17 protein-coding genes and 1 pseudogene are annotated in these 18,706 nt (G+C 67.3%); 10 read left to right on the top strand and 8 right to left on the bottom strand.

The genetic code is table 11. The annotated features are described in order from the left end of the window. The first annotated feature begins 68 nt into the window (after positions 1-68). Positions 69-1,115 (top strand): IMCp domain-containing protein, encoded by a 1,047-nt coding sequence (locus CSW63_RS05360; RefSeq protein WP_062099118.1) that lies wholly within the window; start codon positions 69-71, stop codon positions 1,113-1,115. Between the two features lie 3 nt (positions 1,116-1,118). On the opposite strand, the gene CSW63_RS05365 is transcribed toward CSW63_RS05360, so the two are convergent. From CSW63_RS05365 to groES, 4 genes are all read right to left on the bottom strand, one after another. Then, complete coding sequence (locus tag CSW63_RS05365; RefSeq protein WP_062099064.1) at positions 1,119-1,433, bottom strand: hypothetical protein; 315 nt, start codon at positions 1,431-1,433, stop codon at positions 1,119-1,121. A gap of 40 nt (positions 1,434-1,473) precedes the next feature. Continuing rightward, on the bottom strand, positions 1,474-1,605 hold the full coding sequence (locus CSW63_RS23665) for a hypothetical protein (RefSeq protein WP_231737572.1): 132 nt from the start codon (positions 1,603-1,605) through the stop codon (positions 1,474-1,476). 399 nt (positions 1,606-2,004) lie between these two features. After that, positions 2,005-3,648: a chaperonin GroEL gene (gene groL / locus CSW63_RS05370; protein ID WP_062099062.1), complete on the bottom strand. Its 1,644-nt coding sequence runs from the start codon at positions 3,646-3,648 to the stop codon at positions 2,005-2,007. 59 nt (positions 3,649-3,707) lie between these two features. Next, positions 3,708-3,998, bottom strand: a complete 291-nt coding sequence (groES, locus tag CSW63_RS05375; protein WP_062099116.1) for a co-chaperone GroES — start codon at positions 3,996-3,998, stop codon at positions 3,708-3,710. A gap of 175 nt (positions 3,999-4,173) precedes the next feature. Between groES and CSW63_RS05380 the strand changes: the two genes are divergently transcribed. The 3 genes from CSW63_RS05380 to CSW63_RS05390 all read left to right on the top strand — a co-directional run bounded on the left by CSW63_RS05380 (position 4,174) and on the right by CSW63_RS05390 (position 5,827). Next, positions 4,174-4,584 carry a VOC family protein gene (locus CSW63_RS05380; RefSeq protein WP_062099060.1) on the top strand — a complete coding sequence of 137 codons (411 nt, stop codon included), beginning with the start codon at positions 4,174-4,176 and terminating at the stop codon, positions 4,582-4,584. An 18-nt stretch (positions 4,585-4,602) separates the two neighbouring features. After that, positions 4,603-5,031, top strand: a complete 429-nt coding sequence (locus tag CSW63_RS05385) for a DUF4345 family protein (RefSeq protein WP_062099058.1) — start codon at positions 4,603-4,605, stop codon at positions 5,029-5,031. 112 nt (positions 5,032-5,143) lie between these two features. Then, complete coding sequence (locus CSW63_RS05390) at positions 5,144-5,827, top strand: TlpA disulfide reductase family protein (RefSeq protein ID WP_062099056.1); 684 nt, start codon at positions 5,144-5,146, stop codon at positions 5,825-5,827. Here CSW63_RS05390 and CSW63_RS05395 read toward each other — a convergent pair. Together CSW63_RS05395 and CSW63_RS05400 are read right to left on the bottom strand one after the other, a co-directional pair. Further along, positions 5,764-6,321, bottom strand: a complete 558-nt coding sequence (locus CSW63_RS05395; protein WP_062099054.1) for a methylated-DNA--[protein]-cysteine S-methyltransferase — start codon at positions 6,319-6,321, stop codon at positions 5,764-5,766. The genes CSW63_RS05390 and CSW63_RS05395 overlap by 64 nt on opposite strands. A gap of 179 nt (positions 6,322-6,500) precedes the next feature. Next, the gene (locus CSW63_RS05400) at positions 6,501-7,808 is read right to left on the bottom strand and encodes an acyl-CoA dehydrogenase family protein (protein WP_062099052.1); all 1,308 of its coding nucleotides are present in this window, start codon (positions 7,806-7,808) and stop codon (positions 6,501-6,503) included. Between the two features lie 157 nt (positions 7,809-7,965). Here CSW63_RS05400 and CSW63_RS05405 point away from each other — a divergent pair, with 157 nt between their 5' ends. The 3 genes from CSW63_RS05405 to CSW63_RS05415 all read left to right on the top strand — a co-directional run bounded on the left by CSW63_RS05405 (position 7,966) and on the right by CSW63_RS05415 (position 10,706). Further along, positions 7,966-8,562 carry a GNAT family N-acetyltransferase gene (locus tag CSW63_RS05405; protein WP_082749704.1) on the top strand — a complete coding sequence of 199 codons (597 nt, stop codon included), beginning with the start codon at positions 7,966-7,968 and terminating at the stop codon, positions 8,560-8,562. A 66-nt stretch (positions 8,563-8,628) separates the two neighbouring features. Continuing rightward, complete coding sequence (locus tag CSW63_RS05410; RefSeq protein WP_062099048.1) at positions 8,629-9,864, top strand: hypothetical protein; 1,236 nt, start codon at positions 8,629-8,631, stop codon at positions 9,862-9,864. Between the two features lie 74 nt (positions 9,865-9,938). Next, positions 9,939-10,706 carry a MerR family transcriptional regulator gene (locus CSW63_RS05415; protein ID WP_062099046.1) on the top strand — a complete coding sequence of 256 codons (768 nt, stop codon included), beginning with the start codon at positions 9,939-9,941 and terminating at the stop codon, positions 10,704-10,706. A gap of 164 nt (positions 10,707-10,870) precedes the next feature. Here the strand turns inward: CSW63_RS05415 and mutL are convergent, their stop codons facing one another. Then, a complete protein-coding gene (gene mutL / locus CSW63_RS05420) occupies positions 10,871-12,784 on the bottom strand; it encodes a DNA mismatch repair endonuclease MutL (RefSeq protein WP_062099044.1) in 1,914 nt (637 codons plus the stop codon). Positions 12,785-12,901: 117 nt separating this feature from the next. Between mutL and CSW63_RS05425 the strand changes: the two are divergent. The 3 genes and pseudogenes from CSW63_RS05425 to CSW63_RS05435 all read left to right on the top strand — a co-directional run bounded on the left by CSW63_RS05425 (position 12,902) and on the right by CSW63_RS05435 (position 15,370). Further along, a pseudogene (locus tag CSW63_RS05425) lies at positions 12,902-13,944 on the top strand (TraB/GumN family protein). Between the two features lie 58 nt (positions 13,945-14,002). Next, on the top strand, positions 14,003-14,944 hold the full coding sequence (locus CSW63_RS05430) for a TraB/GumN family protein (protein WP_062099041.1): 942 nt from the start codon (positions 14,003-14,005) through the stop codon (positions 14,942-14,944). Positions 14,945-14,998: 54 nt separating this feature from the next. Beyond that, complete coding sequence (locus CSW63_RS05435) at positions 14,999-15,370, top strand: VanZ family protein (RefSeq protein WP_062099039.1); 372 nt, start codon at positions 14,999-15,001, stop codon at positions 15,368-15,370. On the opposite strand, the gene CSW63_RS05440 is transcribed toward CSW63_RS05435, so the two are convergent. After that, positions 15,367-18,603 (bottom strand): carboxyl transferase domain-containing protein, encoded by a 3,237-nt coding sequence (locus CSW63_RS05440; RefSeq protein ID WP_062099037.1) that lies wholly within the window; start codon positions 18,601-18,603, stop codon positions 15,367-15,369. The two genes, CSW63_RS05435 and CSW63_RS05440, sit on opposite strands and share 4 nt — an antisense overlap. Positions 18,604-18,706: the final 103 nt, after the last annotated feature.

The raw sequence follows: 18,706 nt of genomic DNA on the forward strand, positions 1-18,706 counted from the left end.
TGGCCCGATCGTTGCGCGAAGGCGAAGCCTCGTCCCGGTTCGGGACGGTGAACAGGAGCGTCGCGCCCGTGAGCAGCCTCAAAACCCTTTCGCGCGTGGGGATCGTGATCGTCGCCGCGTTGTCTGTCAGCGCATCGACCGTGCTGGCCGACGGCTTCCCGGCCGCGGTCCGGACCCCCGCGCCTGTCTCAAAACGGGTGACACCCAAGCCGCGAGTCAAGATCGTCTATGTCGATCGGCCCGTCGTGGTGGAAAAGCGCGTGCCGGTCTATGTCGACCGCCCCACGACCCAGATCGTCGAGAAGGTGGTCGAGAAGCCCGTGATCGTCGAACGCCCCGTCGTCGTGGAGAAGCGGATCGAGGTTCCGGTCGAGAAGCTGGTTCAGGTTCCGGTCGAGAAGAAGGTCTATGTCGATCGCCCGGTGGAAAAGATCGTCTATGTCGACCGCGTGGTCGAGAAGCGGGTCGAAGTGCCGGTCGAAAAGATTGTCGAGAAGATCGTGGAGAAACCCGTCTATGTCGACCGGCCTGTGCCAGTCGAGAAGCCGGGCGAGGTGGTTGAGAAGATCATCCAGGTGCCGATCTACGTTTATGTCGATCGTCCGGTCTACACGGCGGCGCCGTCTCAGGGATGCGCCAACCCGTGTGGCTATGTCGAGCGCCCGGCCCCGTGCGCCGGCCCCTGCGGCTCCAACTGGCGGCCTGCTCCGCCGCCGAGCTGCGCCCATCCCTGCGGCGTCCCCGTGCAACCGGCGCCTGGCTGCGCCCAGAGCTGCGGCTACCTCGAATGGCCCGCTGCGCCGGTAAATGGCTGTGCGGCGCGCAACTGCGGCGAGCTGATCGAGCACAGCGAGGAGCGCTACGAGCAACGCTATGGAGGTGAGATCGAACCGCCGCCCTTGCCGATCGGCTATATCGGTCGGGCCTCGGGCGGACGGGGCGGTGGTTATGGCGGGATCGGCCTAGTCGGCGGTGGTGGCTGGCGCAGCGGCGGCTATGCGGGCGGCTCAGCGTCGGCGACCGCTTCGGCCACCGCGTCAGCGACGGCCTCGACCTCGATCCGCATCGGCGGCGGGGGCGGCGGTTGCTCGGGCTGCGGCGGCAAGCGCCACTGACTCTTAGAGCGAAAGCCAGCGGCGAGGGTTCTTGTCGCCCAGGGCTCGCGCTTCGCCGGGCTTGAGGCCAAGATCGCGCATCCGGTAGGCGACGATCTCGCGTAGCGCCTCGACCGGCTCCTGGCCGCCCACCGGGCTGGAAGCCACTGCGCCGGCGTTCATCGCCAGATCCACGGCGGTCCACTCGGCCTGGGCCCGATCGGCCTTGCCGACGGCGAAGTAGTGGCGCACCGGCGCGCGCTCGCCGGGGACTTCGACCATCACGCTGATGACCCAGCCTTGAATGATGAGATCGGCGTCGGGGCGCTGGCGGAACATCCGTGGGATGTAGCCGTGCGCGGCGGTGTCTGGAAGGGGCTCAGCCGATCAACTGGAACGCCGCCTGGCTGATCAGACCCAGCGCCAGCCATGCCGACAGACCCAGGATCACCAGCGACGTCCGCGACGGGCGGCGGCGGCGGTGGTTGGGATACAAACGCACGAACGACATCTGACGCCTCCATGCCTTCAAACCTTGGCCAGAGGTTAACGCCGAATCCGCTGCTTGGATGCGCGACCTTTTCGCTCGTCACGGGAGTGTGAAGGACCAAAGAAAAGGGCGGAGCCTTGCGGCCCCGCCCTAATCCATTTCAGCTCTTGAGCTTAATGGACTTCCTTAGAAGTCCATGTCGCCGCTCTGGATCGGCTGGCCGATCCAGATCTCTTTGAGAGATGGGCGACTTTATGGACTTCCTTAGAAGTCCATGTCGCCGCTCTGGATCGGCTGGCCGATCCAGATCTCTTTGAGAGATGGGCGACTTTATGGACTTCCTTAGAAGTCCATGTCGCCGCTCTGGATCGGCTGGCCGATCCAGATCTCTTTGAGAGATGGGCGACTTTATGGACTTCCTTAGAAGTCCATGTCGCCCATGCCGCCGGGCATGCCGCCCGGGGCGCCGCCGGCCGAGGCCTTCTTCGGGGCTTCGACGATCGCGGCTTCCGTCGTGATCAGCAGACCGGCCACCGAGGCGGCGTTCTGCAGAGCGGTGCGGACCACCTTGGCCGGGTCGATGACGCCGTCGGCGACCAGGTCGACATACTGCTCGGTCTGGGCGTTGAAGCCGAACGAGCTGCTGTCGTTTTCCAGGATCTTGCCGACCACGATCGAGCCCTCGACGCCGGCGTTTTCGGCGATCTGACGGATCGGGGCCTGCAGGGCGCGGCGGACGATGGCGATACCAGCGGTCTGGTCATCGTTGTCGCCGGTCAGGCCAGCCAGGGCCTTGGAGGCCTTCAGCAGGGCCGTGCCGCCGCCCGGGACGATGCCTTCGTCGGCGGCCGCGCGGGTCGCGTTCAGGGCGTCGTCAACGCGGTCCTTCTTTTCCTTCACTTCGACTTCGGTCGAGCCGCCGACGCGGATGACCGCGACGCCGCCGGCCAGCTTGGCCAGACGCTCTTGCAGCTTTTCCTTGTCGTAGTCCGAGGTGGTGTCTTCGATCTGGCGCTTGATCTGGGCGATACGAGCCTCGATGTCGGCCTTCTCACCAATGCCGTCCACGATCGTGGTGTCGTCCTTGGTGATCGAGACCTTCTTGGCGCGGCCAAGCATGTCGAGCGAGACGTTCTCGAGCTTGATGCCGAGGTCTTCGCTGACGACTTGAGCGCCGGTCAGGATCGCGATGTCTTCCAGCATGGCCTTGCGGCGGTCGCCGAAGCCCGGAGCCTTGACGGCGGCGACGCGCAGGCCGCCACGCAGCTTGTTGACGACCAGCGTGGCCAGGGCCTCGCCTTCGACGTCTTCAGCGATGATCAGCAGCGGACGGCCCGACTGGACGACGGCTTCCAGCACCGGCAGCAGCGGCTGCAGCGACGACAGCTTCTTTTCGAACAGGAGGATCAGCGGCTCTTCCAGCTGAACTTCCATCTTGTCGGCGTTGGTGATGAAGTACGGCGACAGGTAGCCGCGGTCGAACTGCATGCCTTCGACGACGTCGAGTTCGGTCTCGGCGGTCTTGGCTTCTTCGACGGTGATGACGCCTTCGTTGCCGACCTTGTCCATGGCCTTGGCGATCATCTCGCCAACTTCCTTGTCGCCGTTGGCCGAGATGGTGCCGACCTGGGCGATTTCGCCGTTGGTGGTGACTTTCTTCGACGAAGCCTTGATGTCTTCGACGGCGATAGCGACGGCCTTGTCGATGCCGCGCTTCAGGTCCATCGGGTTCATGCCGGCGGCGACCGACTTGAGGCCTTCCTGGACGATGGCTTGGGCCAGGACCGTGGCGGTCGTGGTGCCGTCGCCGGCCTTGTCGTTGGTCTTGCTGGCGACTTCGCGGATCATCTGCGCGCCGAGGTTCTCGAACTTGTCAGCCAGTTCGATTTCCTTGGCGACCGAGACGCCGTCCTTGGTCGTGCGCGGAGCGCCGAACGACTTTTCGATGACGACGTTACGGCCCTTCGGACCCAGGGTCACCTTCACCGCATTGGCGAGGATGTTGACGCCGCGCAGCATGCGGTCACGAGCGTCGGACGAGAAATAGACGTCTTTGGCGGCCATTTCGGGTGCCTTTCTAGAAAGAGGTTAGATTTGGAGAGCGTCGGCGGAGGTAGGAGGCCTTAAGCCTCAACCACGCCCAGGACGTCGCTTTCCTTCATGATCAGGAGGTCCTGACCGTCGACCTTCACTTCGGTGCCCGACCACTTGCCGAACAGGATGCGGTCGCCAGCCTTCAGGTCCAGGGCGACGACGTCGCCCTTGTCGTTGCGGGCGCCGGGGCCGACAGCGACGACTTCGCCTTCTTGCGGCTTTTCCTTGGCGGTGTCAGGGATGATGATCCCGCCCTTGGTCTTGGTTTCTTCTTCGACGCGCTTCACGAGGACGCGGTCGCCCAGGGGACGAAACTTCATGGTCTTCTCCGTCGGAACGGTTTGAAATAAGAACTCGTCGGCCATGGGGGAGCGGGACTGTTAGCAGTCGCTCCCTTCGAGTGCTAACGACGCTGGTGAGTTAGGCGCCGGCCCTCGGGGAGTCAAGGACGCCCTGAATGAAGTTTTTTCGGTGCGGTGAAGGGGAGCGGCTTCTATGATCGACCATATGGGCGTGACGGTGCGCGATCTCCAGGTCTCCAAGGCCTTCTATGACGCCGCGTTCGCGCCGCTGGGGATCGCCGTGGTGATGAGCGTCAGCGCCCAGGAGACGGGGGGCGCGGCTTTTATCGGCTATGGTCCGACCGAAGATCGTCGCGACATCCAGGCGGGCAAGCCCAGTTTCTGGGTTAGCCAGGGCGATGCCGTGACCGGCCCCATGCACGTGGCTTTCCTGGCGGCCAGTCGCTCCCAGGTCGACGCCTTCCACGCCGCCGCCCTGGCGGCGGGCGGTCGTGACAACGGCGCGCCCGGGCTGCGGCCTCATTATCACCCCAACTATTATGGCGCCTTCGTCCTTGACCCGGACGGCCGGAACGTGGAGGCGGTCTGTCACGCACCGGCCTGATCGCTGTTAGGAGACCCGATGTCGAGCTACGCCCTGTCGCTGCTTCTGGCTGTCATCGCCTGCGTCATCGGCGGCGCCTTGGGCGGCATGATCCTGGCGCGACCGGCGACCCTGCTGGAGGCGGCGGGTCTCTCCGACGACGACACGCCCAAGCCATCGCTGTTCGCTGAGGGACGGGCTCTGGGCGGCATGTTGATCGCCTCGCATGGCGTCGCGGCGCTCTATCTCGGCTATCAGCCCCGGATCGGCGCGGCCATGGCGCTCGTCCTAGCGCTGGCCTGGCTGGGCGCGGCCATCGGGCGCGCGGTGTCGCTGGGACGGGAGGGCGACGCCGGGCGCTACAATCGCGGCGCGCTTCTGTTCAATGTCCTGATCGGCGTGACCCTGACCCTGCCGTCGTTCCAGGTCGGCAAGGTCGTGCTTCGCGGCGCGTTGGGGCTGGCCTAATTTCCGCCGCAAGGCGAAGCTCTAACTCCCTCAAAGATTGTGGGGGTGGGCGGTGGTGACTTCACGTAGAAATGTAATCGGTGGCGGACTTTCGGTTCTCGCCCTAGCCGATGTGGGCGAAGCGCAGGACCGCGCGACCGCTGAGCAGGTCGCTAAGTCGCTGATGTCAGGGCCTCGGGCCGAGGCGCTCGATACGCCGGCGCTGCGCGGGAATATCCTGGCCTTCACGTTCAAGCAGCCGCCGACAGATCTCGTCGTTCCCAAGGTCAAGCTTGAGCGTCGATCCGGGCTGCACGGCTTCCAGCCCGAGCCAGGGCTGACGCTGGTGTCGCTCTGGGCGCCCTGGTGCGCGCCCTGTCTCCTCGAATTGAAGGACCTGGCCGAGCAGCAGCGCCTCTATGCGAATAAGCGCTTTAGAATTCTGCCGATCCTCACTGGAACCAGAGATCCGATCACGCTGGCGGAGGCGCAAGGCACGCTCGAAAAGGCCGGCGTCCGGGGGCTCGAAGCCGTCGTCGATCGCTCGCCAGCCTCCGATTCGCTTTTTGAGCAGCTGACGCGCCGCGAAACCCCTGGCGGTAGTATCAAGGGCTTGCCTTGCAACCTTTTGATCGATGCCCGCGGCAAGGTCCTCGCCCGCCAGTTTGGCGCCCCGCTGGATCTTCCGCGCGGAACCAAGCCGACGCCCGAGATGCGGGCCAACGCGCGCTCGATGTGGATGGCCGCCGACGGTCATGCATTGCTAAAGGCGCTGCGGGACGGCGAGATCGCCGGGAGCGTCGCCCGCGCTTCATGAGCAAGCAGCCAACGCTTGCGGTGGATCCCGCCTGCGTAGCCGGTCAAGGCGCCGTTCACGCCGATGACTCTGTGGCAGGGCGCGACAAGGCTAAGCGGATTGGCGCCGTTAGCTGCGGCGGCCGCCCGGATCGCCAGAGGCTTGCCGACGCGGCGGGCCAGTTCTGAATAGGTGATGGTCTGACCGGCGGGCATCTTGGTCAGCGCTGTCCACACCGCCTGCTGGAACGGCGTGCCACCTGTCTTCCAGGGCAAGGATGACAGGGCGTCTGTCGCGCCCTCGAAATAGTGCGTGAAAGCTGTTCGGATCGCCGAGGGCGCAGACCCAGTCTCAAGGGGCAGTTCGCCATAGTGCAGCCGCGCCAGGCCCCGCATCCGGGGCTCGAAGTCATGGAAGTCGACGGCGCGTAGCAGACCGCTCTCGTCGGTGACGATCAGGATCTCGCCGATCGGCGAGGGCAGGCGGTCGACAAAGAGGCGGGCAGGGCGGGTCATGGGGCCAGGATCGCCGAGGTCAGCGTCGCTGTCCGCCCGGATTTTGCGGCGGCCTACTTGCCCCCACCTGACCGCTTCGCGGTCGTCCGCCCCCGGGAGGGAGCGGAAGGTGCGCGATCTTTCTTCCCCCTTTGGAGGAGGAGGACCGAAGGTCCGGAGGGGGCGAGTAGAGCTCTGGCCTACCGGATCCCCGGCACGTGCAGGGCGGCTTCGCGTTCAGCCTTCTGCTTGTACATCAGGTCGCCGTACTTGCTGTATTCCATGCGGGCGATCGTGCGCTGGTGCACCTCGTCCGGACCATCGGCCAGGCGCAGGGTGCGAATGCCGGCATAGGCCTTGGCCAGGCCGAAGTCGGTGGTCACGCCGCCGCCGCCGTGGGCCTGGATGGCGTCGTCGATGATCTTCAGGGCCAGACGCGGCGCGGCGACCTTGATCATGGCGATCTCCAGACGGGCCGACTTGTTGCCGGCCTTGTCCATCATGTCGGCGGCCTTGAGGCAGAGCAGGCGGCACATCTCGATGTCGATGCGGGCGTCGGCGACGCGCTCTTCCCACACCGAGTGGTCAGAGACGTACTTGCCGAAGGCCTTCCGGCTCATCAGGCGTTGGCACATCTTTTCCAGCGCGACTTCCGCCGTGCCGATGGTGCGCATGCAGTGGTGGATGCGGCCGGGGCCCAGGCGGCCCTGGGCGATCTCGAAGCCGCGGCCTTCGCCCAGCAGCAGGGCGTCCTCGATCGGCACGCGCACGTCCTTGAGGATGACCTCGGCGTGGCCGTGCGGGGCGTCGTCATAGCCGAACACCGGCAGCATGCGGACGATCTCGATGCCCGGGGCGTCCAGCGGCACCAGCACCTGGCTCTGCTGGGCGTGGCGGCTGGGGTTGTCGGGGTCGGTCTTGCCCATGACGATGGCGACCTTGCAGCGCGGATCGCCCACGCCCGAGGACCACCATTTGCGGCCGTTGATCACATAGTGGTCGCCGTCGCGCTCGATGCGGGTCTCGATGTTGGTGGCGTCCGAGGAGGCCACCGCCGGCTCGGTCATCAGGAAGGCCGAACGGATCTCGCCGTTCATCAGCGGGCGCAGCCACTTTTCCTTCTGCGCCAGCGTGCCGTAGCGCATCAGCACTTCCATGTTGCCGGTGTCGGGCGCCGAGCAGTTGAACACTTCCGAGGCGAAGCCGACCTTGCCCAGCTGTTCGGCGATCAGGCTGTATTCCAGGTTGGTCAGCTGGACACCTTCGAACTGGAAGGTGTCGTCGACATGGGTCTGGCCGCTGTGCGGCGGCATGAAGAAGTTCCACAGGCCCGCAGCCTTGGCCTTCTTCTTCAGGTCCTCGACGACCTGAACGACCTTCCAGCGCTCGGCGCCGAGGACGTTCATCTCGGCCTCATAGGCCGGGATCGCCGGATAGACGTGCTCGTCCATGAACGCGGTGACGCGATCCAGGAATGCGCGTTGTTTGGGGGAAATGTCGAAGTCCATGGCCGTTCCCTCTACCCGCTTCTTTCGGTGTCAAACAGTTGTTTGAAGCATTTGTAGACCGCCTTTCCGCGGGCGGCAAGCGGGCAGGATTACCTACGTGGGTCACAGGGGGCGGCATTGGGTTGTCTTGATGGCGATCATCGTCGACAACGGCCCCATGCTGAACCTGACCGCCGACATCCTGCAGGGCCGCTACGTCCGGCTCGAACCCGTCACCGTCGATCACCGCGACGAACTGAAGGCCGCCATCGACTGCGATCCCGAGAGTTGGGAGATCATGTCGGTCAATGGCTGCGGCGAAGGCTTCGAGGACTTCTGGGGCGCGCTGCAGGGCGAAACCGACCGGGGCGAGCGCGTTGGCTTCGCCATTCGCCGATTGTCCGATGGCAAGGTCGTGGGCACCTCCAGCTACCTGAACATCCGCCGCTTGCACGGCGGCCTGGAGATCGGCGCCACCTTCCTCAATCCCGAGGCGCGGTCGGGCCCGGTTAACCCCGAGAGCAAGCGGTTGATGCTGGGTCACGCCTTCGACAAGGCCGGGGCCATCCGCGTGGAGTTTGTCACGGACGTGCGCAACGCCCGCAGCCAGGCGGCGATCCTGAAGCTGGGCGCCAGCAAGGAAGGCGTGCTGCGCAACCACAAGGTCACATGGACGGGCCACATCCGTGACACCGCCGTGTTCTCGATCACCGACTACGACTGGCCGGCGATCCGCGAACGTCTGGAGTTCCGGCTGAGCGAGACGTTCGCCTAAGAAAAACGGCGATATCTGGGAACGGTGTAAGACTTCGCCAATCTTGGGCGTCTAGGGTCTTAAACCATGACGGCCATCGCCTGCCTTCGCATCCTGTTCACCGCCGACGGCGACATGCGCCCCGGCGACATGCCCAAGCACAAGGCGCAGGGCGTGGCGGACGCGTTTCTGAAGGCCAAGTGGCGCGCGCCCCGCAAATGCGGCGCCGTGGCGCCGTTGGCCTTTGTTCTGGCCGACCACAAGGCCCAGCACCTGGATCCGCGCGAGGTGCAGGGTCTGGCGGTCGAGCTTGAGAAGGTTCTGTTCCCCAACCGACCCATTGGCCAGATCGCCCTGATGACGTTCGAGGGCGACGAGACTGCGGTGCTTCACTTCGCCGCGCTGTCGCAAAAGGAACTAGCGGGGCTGATGGCCGGTGAAGGTTATGGCGGGGAGCCCGGCCGGGTTCACGTGGTCACTGCCGACGCGATCAAGCCGATGCCAGTCACGCGCGAGGAGGCTAAAGCCTACGCGGCTGATAAGGCCAAGGCTGTCGAAGCCGAAAAGCCGACCGCCAAGGCGGCGCCCGCGCCTGCGCCAGCCGCCGCCAAGGTTTCCGCTCCGCAGAAGCCCGCCGACACGGGCTGGTGGGGCGTTTACGATCTGCCCCAGAGCGCTTTTGTCGGCTCAGCCATCGGCCTGCGCGCCGATCTCGTCGAACCGCCGCCCGAAGATGACACCAAGCTGCTCAAGCGCGATCTCGTCGCTCTGACCGATGTGCAGGCGGTGCTGAAAAGCTCGCCGTTCGGCGAGATCCAGGCCTCGTTCGGTTTCTGGAATCTGATCACACCCGCCTCGCAAGAGTCCTACAAGGCGCGCCTGTCACGCTATCCGCTGGACGCCCGCTCTCGGCTGACCGCTTCGATCTATGGCGCCCCGCGCGAGGCCTCGATCGGCATGCTGCAACAGATGCGCGTCCAGTTGTCCGGCGCGTTCGCGGCGATGGACTTGCGGATCATCGATCCGACTTTCCCCGTTCAGGGCCTGCCGCCCGAGCTCTTGGAGAGCGTGACCCTGGTGCTTTCAGGCGAGACCGAGCACGAGCGCCTGAAGCAGATCCTCAAGTTCGTCGAGCGCAAGTCCGCCTACGCCGCCAAGGGGGTGATGCAGTGCGTCGCCAATGTCGCCTCGGCGGTAGAACTGGAGGCCTGCAAGGTCGCCGGCGTGGTTCGCGTGCAAGGACCGGCGATCACCGACTTCATGGATGCGCCCGTAGCCGCCGCTGACGGCGCGCCGCTAGCCTTGGCGCAAAGCGCGGCTTGACCGCGTAAACGCGCCGCTTGACCCTCACGTCACGTCAGACCTGATTGCCTTCGCCATCGAGAGGGAAGGTTGATTTGAGCGTCTACACGGTCAAGCAGATGGCAAGGCTTTCGGGCGTTTCGGTGCGCGCGCTGCACCACTACGACGCCATCGGCCTGCTGAAGCCCCGCGCCGTCGGGGCCAACGGCTATCGCTACTATGATCGCCAGGACCTGCTGCGCCTGCAGCAGATCCTGTTCCATCGCGCCTTGGAAACGCCGCTGAAGGACATCCAGGCCGCTTTGAACCAGCCGGGGTTCGACCTCGCCGCCGCGCTGCGCGCCCAGCGCGAACGCCTGGCGGCGCAGGCCGAGCGCTACGCCCGGCTGGTGGACGTTGTCGACCGCACCCTCGCCGACCTCGAAGGAGACGAGACGATGGATGACAAGAAACTCTTTGAAGGCTTCGACCCGGAAAAGCAGGCGGCCTACGAGGCCGAACTAGTCGAGCGCTACGGCGATCCGATGGCCGAGCGGATCGCGCAGTCCAAGGCCGGCATGAAGGCCTGGAGCAAGACCGATTGGAACGGCTTCCAGCAAGAGGCCGCCGCGATTGAGCACGACATGGCCAGGGCTCTGAGCCAAGGCCTGCCGGTCGACAGCGATCCGGTAACGGCGATCATGCGCCGCCACTGGGCGTGGATCGCCAAGTCCTGGAACCGTGAGCCGACGCCGGACGCCTTCGCGGGCCTGGCGCATCTCTATCAGGACAATCCTGAGTTCACCGCCCGCTACGAGGCGATTGCGCCGGGTCTGACCGAGTATCTGGCCGAAGCCATGCGGGCGTTCGCGGAGAAGCGTTAGCCGCCTGCCTCAGCATCAAAACGCGTGTCATCCCGGAAGCCTCGTAGAGGCTATCCGGCACCCAGGGGCGGCGCTCGCTGAGCCTCGTCACCCCCTGGGTCCCGGCTCTCCGCTACGCTGCGGCCGGGATGACACAGGATGGCATGCAAGGGGAGGGGGCGCGCCTAACGCCGCCCGAACAGCTTTTCGATATCGGCCAGCTTCAGCTCCACATAGGTCGGGCGGCCGTGGTTGCACTGGCCCGAGTGGGGCGTGGCCTCCATCTCGCGGAGCAGGGCGTTCATCTCGGCCCCGTTCAAGCGGCGGCCGGCGCGGACGCTGCCGTGGCAGGCCATGGTCGAGCAGACCTCTTCCAGCCGTTCCTTGAGGGCCAGGGCCTGGCCGTTCTCGGCCAAGTCGTCGGCGATGTCGCGCACGAGGCCCGCGGCGTCGGTCTTGCCCAGCAGGGCTGGCGTTTCGCGCACCAGCACCGCCCCAGGACCAAAGCTTTCGATGACGAGGCCAAGGCTGGCCAGTTCCTCGGCGCGGGCGACCACGCGCTCGGCCTCGGCGGGATCCAGGTCCACCACCTCGGGCAGCAGCAGGGTCTGGCGGGCCACGCCGCCGGCCGCCATCTCGCCCTTCATTCGCTCATAGACGAGGCGCTCGTGGGCGGCGTGCTGGTCGACAATGACCATGCCGTCGCGCGTCTGGGCGACGATATAGGTCTCGTGGACCTGCGCCCGCGCGGCGCCCAAGGGGTAATCGACCGGGTCGAACGGCGCGCCGCCGGCCTGATAGTCCGTAGTCGGACGGTTTTCGAAGGCGACGCTTCCATAGGCCTCGCGCACCACCTCGGCCAACTCGCCGCCGTAGGCGGGCTCGACCCTGGCGGAGACTTCCGAAAGCCCCGGCAAGTCCATCGGCCGCTGGGTCGGCGGCGTCCAGCCGCCATCGCGCCAGGCCGAAAAGCCCGCCGCCGAGGGACCCGGCTGATACTGCGGCTGGTTGCCGGGGAACGGGCTCTGCTGGGCGCGGATGCTGTCCAGTGCCTGGGCCGCCACGGTGGTCGAGGCGCGGTGGCCGGCGCCGGCCAGGGCGTGGCGCAGGGCGCCGACGATCAGGCCGCGCACCAGGGCCGGATCGCGGAAACGCACCTCGGCCTTGGCGGGGTGGACGTTGACGTCGACCTCGGTCGGCTCGAGCGTGACATAGAGCGCCGCCGTCGGGTGCCGGTCGCGTGCCAGGAAATCGGCATAGGCCGCGCGCAGGGCGCCTTGCAGCAGGCGGTCGCGCACCGGCCTGCCGTTGACGAAAAGGTACTGGTGGGCCGCATTGCCACGGTTGTAGGTCGGCAGGCCCGCAAAGCCCGACAAGCGGACGCCGTCGCGGGTCTGGTCGATCTCCAGCGCGTTCTCCTGGAACTCACGGCCCAGCACGGCGGCCAGACGCGCCAGGCGTCCCTGCGGTCCCGGATGCTCTGGCGGCAGGCGCAGCACCCGGCGCCCGTCGATGTCCAGCGAGAAGCCGACGCTCTCATTGGCCATGGCCTGGCGCTTGATCTCCTCGGTGATCGCCAGGGCCTCGGCGCGCTCGGACTTCATGAACTTCAGGCGCGCGGGCGTGGCGTAGAAGAGATCCCGCACCTCGATCCGCGCCCCGTGCGGGCCGGGGAAGGCGGCCGGCGCCACCTCGCCGACCTGGCCGCCCTCGACCAGGATCGAAAAGGCGTCCGCCTGGCCCTTGGCGCGGGAGGAAATCTGTAGCCGCGCCACCGAGCCGATCGAAGGCAGGGCCTCGCCGCGGAAGCCCATGGTGTGGATGCGCAAAAGGTCCCACAGGCCGTCGGCGTCAGGCGCCAGCTTCGAGGTGGCGTGGCGCTCGATGGCGACCGGCAGTTCCTCGGGCGAGAGGCCGCAGCCGTCGTCGGCGACAAGAATCCGGGTCAGGCCGCCGCCATGGGCCTCGACCTCGATCCGTGTGGCGCCCGCGTCGATGGCGTTGTCGACCAACTCCTTGATGGCGCTGGCCGGCCGCTCGACCACCTCGCCGGCGGCGATGCGGTTGACGGTCTCGGGGGGAAGGCGGCGGATCGGCATCAAGCGGGCTTTCAACGAAGCAGTCCGGTCCGCCTTGAAGCGGAGCCGTACATTGCAACTCCTTAAGTTGACCGGACGAACGCCGATCAGCCAACGAAGAGGCGAGGGACGACTTTAGTGCGATTCCGCGCGCCTTCGAGGAACTCAAGATAGTGACCCTGATCCGTTTCGCCGCAGCCGGCCTGGCGCTTTCCTTGCTGTGCGGCGGTTCCGCCCTGGCTCAGGTTCAGGGCAAGAACGAGGTGTCCATCCACCAGACCAAGCCGGTGGACCTGACGCCGGTCGACAGCCAGGCCAACCTCGTGGAGGAGTTGATCGTCAACGCCCGCCTGCCAGGGCCGGCCTGGTGGAAGGTCAGCGACGGCGACACCAACGTCTATGTGATGGGCGTGCCGGCCTTCGCGCCGCAGAAGCTGGACTTCGACGACTCGGTGCTGCGTCGCCGCCTGGACGGGGCCAATGTGCTGATCATGGGCCAGGAGCCCGAGGTTCGGCTTCTGAGCCTGCTGGCCCTGATCCCCGGGCGCGGCAAGCAGTTCATCACGGATAAGCCGATGCGCGACACCCTGCCGCCCGACCTGCGCGCGCGGCTGGAAAAGCACCTGACCGCGCGCAGCAAGCCGGTCAGCGAGCATGACCAGATCAAGCCGGCCCTGGCCGGCTTCATCATCGCCAACGACAAGGGCGGCAACGTCTCGATCTCGGTCGGCGACCTGACCGACCGCATCCGCGACCTGGCCAAGAGCAAGGACATCGCCGTCCAGCCGCGCGTCAAGAAGCTGGACGACTATGACCTGATCGGCATGGTCAAGTCGCTGGCCGAGGCGCCCCAGCCGCTGCAGGAGCTTTGCCTGGACGCGGGCCTCAAGGAGGCCGAGAACGGCCTGGCTGGCGTGCGTGAAACCGCTGAGCAGTGGGCCGAGGGCGAGGTCAAGGCGGTGGTCGCCGCGGAGCGCGGATATCAACGCTGCCTGGCCTCCACGCCCTGGATCGCCCGCCAGTTCAAGGACGGCCAGGACGATGCGGTCGGCGCCATCACGTCGGCCCTGAAGAAGCCGGGCAAGGCCGTGGCGGTGATCGAGCTGCGCTCGCTGCTGACCGAAGGCGGCGTGCTGGATCGCCTGCGGGGCAAGGGTTTCACCGTCACCGCGCCTGAATAAGGTCAAGCTTCGGTCACACGGCGAGGCCAAGGTCGAGCGTCATGCGAGGGGGATCCAGATGCGGGCGATAGCGGCGGCCTTGGCCATCAGTCTCACGATCGCTGGCGGCGCGGTCGCCCAGGTGATCGACGACCCTGAAGCCACGGTCGTCGAGGCCCTGGTGGTCAGCGCCAAGCTTCCGGGTCCGGCTTGGTGGCGCATCTCCGACGCCGATACGACCGTCTACATCCTGGGCACGCCCGGCGCGACGCCCAAGGGCATGGCCTGGGACAGCTCGGTGGCCGATCGCCGTCTGGACGGGGCCTTCGCCCTGCTGACCCCGCCGACCCTGCGGGCGGGCCTGACCGACATTCCGGCGCTGCTGCGTCTGCGGGGCAAGATGAAGGACGACGGCGACTGGGCGGCGGCCGAGCCCGCGCTGGCCGCCCGTGTCCAGCGCGCCTGGGCGGCGGTGGAGCCCAAGGACCCGGACGGCTGGCGCGACTGGAAGCCGCTGGTGCTGGGCGGCCTCATCGCCGGCAAGACCAACCGCAAGGCGGGGTTGGAGTACGGCCAGGTCAGCCGCCGAATCGAGAAGCTGGCGCGCAAGCATCGGGTCAAGACCCGCGCCGCCGAGACCTACAAGGCCATGCCGCTGATCAAGACCGTGGCCCGCCAGGCTGCGGACTCCGCCGGTCTTGTCTGCCTGACCGAGACGCTGGAGACGGTGGAGCAGGGCCAGGATCGCTACCGCCTCGCCGCCCAGGCGTGGGCCGAGGGACGCGTCCGTGCGGCCCTGTCCGCGCCGCGCAGCGCCGATCGCTGCCAATACCTGCTGCCCGGCGTCGCCGAGATGAGCCAGCGCTTGAAGACCGCCGAGGTCGAGGCGCTGGCGAACCTCCTGAAGACTCCGGGCCACGCCGTAGCGATCTATCCGATCCGCGGCCTCGTCGCCGAAGGCGGCGTGCTGGACCACCTTCGCGCCAGGGGGATCACGGTGAAGACCCCCGCAGAGGGATAGAGGGGAGGCCCCTCCTTCAATCGTCAGAACCAGCAAGCGCTGACAAGGTTACGAATGCCCCTGCTCGTTCCCCGCAAGATCAATCGGCCCGGCTTGCTGGTCTTCATCGCCGCAGTGGCGTTCACCCTCTATGCTGCGCTGGCCCCAGGCGACGACGGCGCCGGCTTGATCCCGTGGGACAAGGCCAAGCACTTCATCGTCTTTTACGGCCTGACCTTTCTGGCCTCTCTAGCTTTGCCCAAAAGCCGGTACTGGAAGATCGGCCTTGTTCTTCTAGGCTTCGGGATCGCGATCGAGATCCTGCAAGGCCTGCCGATCGTCGGGCGCGACGCCGATGTGTTCGACATCGTGGCGGACGCGCTGGGCATCGGCTTCTTCTTCGGGCCGATCGTCGTCACACGATGGGTGAACGCAAAGGACGCTTAGAAGCTATCCACCCGCACTTCCCACGGCTTTTTGACCCCGGCCGTCGCGTCCAGTCCGCCGATCACCCAGCGTCGGGTGTCAGCCGGGTCGATGACGGCGTCGATCTCCAAGGCGGCCGCCATGCTCGTGGCCTTGCCCGCCGCGTAGAGCCGCGCGACCAGCTGGTCGTAGAGCGCCTTCTGTTTGACGGGATCGGTCTCGGCCTCAAGCTCCTTGCGGTAGCCGAGCTTGACCGCCCCCTCCAGGCCCATGCCGCCGAACTCGCCGGTCGGCCAGGCGGCGATGAAGGCGGGGCTGTGGAAGCTGCCGCCCGCCATCGCCTGCGCGCCCAGACCGTAGCCCTTGCGGGTGACGACCGTGAACAACGGCGAGCGCAGCTTGGCGCCGGCGATGAACTGGCGGCTGACGCGGCGCACGGCGGCGGCGTCCTCGCTGTCGGGCCCCACCATGAAGCCGGGTGTGTCGCACAGGCTCAGGACCGGAAGGGCGAAGGCGTCGCACAGCTGCAGGAAGCGCGCGGCCTTCTCGGCGCCCTCACAGTCGATGGCTCCGCCCAGATGGCGCGGGTCGTTCGCGATCAGGCCCATGGGGCGGCCCTCGATCCGGATCAGGCCCGTAACCATCCCTGCTGCGAAGCCGCCGCGCAGTTCGAGGAAGGAGTCTTCGTCGACGAGGCCGGCGATCAGGGCGCGCACGTCATAGACCCGCAGGCGGTTCTCCGGGATCGCGTGGCGGAGCCGGCGCTGGTCCGGCGCTGTCCAGGCCGGGAGAGGGCCCTGGAAGTAGGACAAAGCCTGCTTGGCCAGCCGCGTGGCGTCAGCCTCGTCGTCCGCCAGGATGTCGATGACGCCGTTCTTCCACTGATGCGCTGACGGCCCGATCTGCTCGGGACGAAAGACGCCCAGGCCGCCGCCTTCGATCATCGCCGGACCGCCCATGCCGAGGTTGCTGTCGCGGGTGGCGATGATGATCTCCGAAAGGCCCGCGATGGCGGCGTTGCCGGCGAAACAGCGGCCGGCGACGATGGCGATCTTGGGAACCAGGCCCGACAGCTGGGCGAAGCTGCGGAAGGTCGGCACGTCCAGCCCGGCCACGGCGGTCGTGTCGGTGTCGCCCGGACGCCCGCCGCCGCCCTCGGCGAACCAGACCACCGGCAGCTTCTGGTCGGCGATCAGCGCCATCAGCCGGTCGGACTTGCGATGGTTCATCGCGCCTTGCGTGCCGGCCAGCACGGTGAAGTCATAGGCCAGCGCCGCCGTCCGCGCCTTGTCGGGCGGGAACAGCGCGCCGTTGACCGTCCCGATCCCGGTGATCAGGCCGTCGGCGGGGGTGTTGAGGATCAGGTCCTCGGTCGTACGGCGACGCTTCTGGGCGGCGATCGCCAGGGCGCCGTATTCCAGGAAGCTGCCCGGATCGACCAGATCGTCGATGTTCTCGCGGGCGGTGCGGTGGCCGGTCTTGCGCCTTTTGGCGACGGCGTCGGGACGAGCCTCGTCCAACGTGTAGCGATGGCGGGCGATGACCTCGGCGAGATCTGGGCGAAGCGTGTCCAGGTCTTCCTCGACGGTCTGGGCGTCGGCGACGCCCTCGACCTCAGCGGCTTCCAGGAACACTACGGGCTGACCTTCGGCGACGGTCTGTCCGGCCTCGACAGCGATCTTGACCACCCGGCCGCCGGCGCTGGCGCAGACCAGGTGCTCCATCTTCATGGCTTCCAGAACCGCTAGAGCCTGGCCCGGACGGACGAGGTCGCCTTCGCGGATGTTGATTGCGCCGACCGTCGCGGCCAGGGGCGCGACGACGGGCTCGGCTCCGGCCATGGTCTCGAAGACGCCGGCGGTCGTGTGCGCGTCCGGCGCCAGGCGTTCGGCCTCCGCCGCAAGGGTCTCGGCGTGCTGGGCGATGAAGGTCGTCGTGGCCTCGCCGGTCACGGCGGTCGGATGGGCCAGGATGGCGCGGACCAGCGGCCCGGTGGTCGCCACGCCGGCGACCTTCAGCTCGGCCAAGGCGCGGTCCAGCCGGCTGGAGGCTTCACCGGGCGTCCGGCCTCGGACGATCACCTTGGCCAGTAGGCTGTCATAGGCCGCGCCGATCGTCTGGCCAGCGATCACACCCGCGTCGACGCGCACGCCGGGACCGCCCGGCGGCGTCCAGGCGCTGAGGGTTCCGGTGGAGGGCCGCACTTGCCCCTCGGCGGTCAGGGTCTCGGCGTTGATCCGCGCCTGGATGGCCACGCCGAACGGCGGCGGGGTGGTCGTCAGGCCAAGCTCGTCCAGACGCAGGCCCGCCGCGAGGTCGAACTGCAGCCGCACGAGGTCCAGGCCCGTGACCTCCTCGGTCACCGTGTGCTCGACCTGCAGGCGCGGATTGACTTCGATGAAGAAGGCCTCGCCCCCCAAGGGCGAGCTCGGATCGACCTCGACGAGGAACTCGACCGTCGCCAGGCCACGATAGCCGGCGCACAGGCGTTCGGACCAGCCGGCCAGGGCGGCGCGCAGGTTGTCGGACAGGGCGGCCGGCGCGATCTCGACCAGCTTCTGGTTTCGTCGTTGCAGCGAGCAGTCGCGATCGCCCAGCGCCAGCACCTCGGCGCCGTCGCCGACGATCTGCACCTCGATATGGCGGGCGCGCTCGATCAGCTTCTCGGCGTAGAGACCGCCGTCGCCGAAGGCGGCCAGGGCTTCGCGCTCGCAGGCGGCGAAGGCGGCGTCCAGTTCACCGGGGTCCAGCACCATCCGCATGCCGCGCCCGCCCCCACCGGCGCGGGCTTTCAGCATGATCGCGCCGTGCTCGGCCTGAAACGCTCGCGCGGCCTCCAGGGTGATCGCGCCCGTGCCTGGGATCAGCGGCAGGCCGCGCTCGGCGGCCAGGGCGCGGGCGGCGGCCTTGTCGCCGAAGGTCGTAAGGTGCTCGGGCGAGGGGCCGATGAAGATGACCCCGACCTCGGCGCAGGCCCGGGCCAGGGCCGGGTTCTCCGACAGAAAGCCGTAACCGGGATGCAAGGCGTCGCAGCCTTGCGCCGTGGCGGCGGCCACCGCAGCGGCGATGTCGAGATAGGCCCGCGCGCCCTTGCCGGGCAGGGCGACGGCGTGATCGGCCGCGCTGACATGCGGGCTCTGCGCATCGTCGGCGGCGTACACGGCGACGCTCTCAAGTCCCGCCTCGGCCGCCGCGCGGGCGATCCGGACGGCGATTTCGCCCCGGTTGGCGATCAAAACGCGGGAGAGGGACATGACGCTTCCTACGGGGCTTCATACGGCCGTTTGAGACACTTTGGCCGCTCGGGCGCGACTCTCCAAGCCTTGACTCTCCAGCTTCGGAAGATCAGAACAAAGG

It is taken from the genome of Caulobacter sp. FWC26 (assembly GCF_002742645.2).
Taxonomy (GTDB): Bacteria; Pseudomonadota; Alphaproteobacteria; order Caulobacterales; family Caulobacteraceae; genus Caulobacter.

What these genes read in the sequence shown, in the direction of transcription:
- CSW63_RS23665 (WP_231737572.1), bottom strand. Translation starts at nt 1,605, where the DNA reads ATGTCGTTCGTGCGTTTGTATCCCAACCACCGCCGCCGCCGCCCGTCG.
- CSW63_RS05430 (WP_062099041.1), top strand. Translation starts at nt 14,003, where the DNA reads ATGCGGGCGATAGCGGCGGCCTTGGCCATCAGTCTCACGATCGCTGGC.
- CSW63_RS05400 (WP_062099052.1), bottom strand. Translation starts at nt 7,808, where the DNA reads ATGGACTTCGACATTTCCCCCAAACAACGCGCATTCCTGGATCGCGTC.
- CSW63_RS05380 (WP_062099060.1), top strand. Translation starts at nt 4,174, where the DNA reads ATGATCGACCATATGGGCGTGACGGTGCGCGATCTCCAGGTCTCCAAG.
- CSW63_RS05385 (WP_062099058.1), top strand. Translation starts at nt 4,603, where the DNA reads ATGTCGAGCTACGCCCTGTCGCTGCTTCTGGCTGTCATCGCCTGCGTC.
- CSW63_RS05410 (WP_062099048.1), top strand. Translation starts at nt 8,629, where the DNA reads ATGACGGCCATCGCCTGCCTTCGCATCCTGTTCACCGCCGACGGCGAC.
- CSW63_RS05440 (WP_062099037.1), bottom strand. Translation starts at nt 18,603, where the DNA reads ATGTCCCTCTCCCGCGTTTTGATCGCCAACCGGGGCGAAATCGCCGTC.
- groL (WP_062099062.1), bottom strand. Translation starts at nt 3,648, where the DNA reads ATGGCCGCCAAAGACGTCTATTTCTCGTCCGACGCTCGTGACCGCATG.
- CSW63_RS05405 (WP_082749704.1), top strand. Translation starts at nt 7,966, where the DNA reads ATGCTGAACCTGACCGCCGACATCCTGCAGGGCCGCTACGTCCGGCTC.
- groES (WP_062099116.1), bottom strand. Translation starts at nt 3,998, where the DNA reads ATGAAGTTTCGTCCCCTGGGCGACCGCGTCCTCGTGAAGCGCGTCGAA.
- CSW63_RS05365 (WP_062099064.1), bottom strand. Translation starts at nt 1,433, where the DNA reads ATGTTCCGCCAGCGCCCCGACGCCGATCTCATCATTCAAGGCTGGGTC.
- CSW63_RS05435 (WP_062099039.1), top strand. Translation starts at nt 14,999, where the DNA reads ATGCCCCTGCTCGTTCCCCGCAAGATCAATCGGCCCGGCTTGCTGGTC.
- CSW63_RS05395 (WP_062099054.1), bottom strand. Translation starts at nt 6,321, where the DNA reads ATGACCCGCCCTGCCCGCCTCTTTGTCGACCGCCTGCCCTCGCCGATC.
- mutL (WP_062099044.1), bottom strand. Translation starts at nt 12,784, where the DNA reads ATGCCGATCCGCCGCCTTCCCCCCGAGACCGTCAACCGCATCGCCGCC.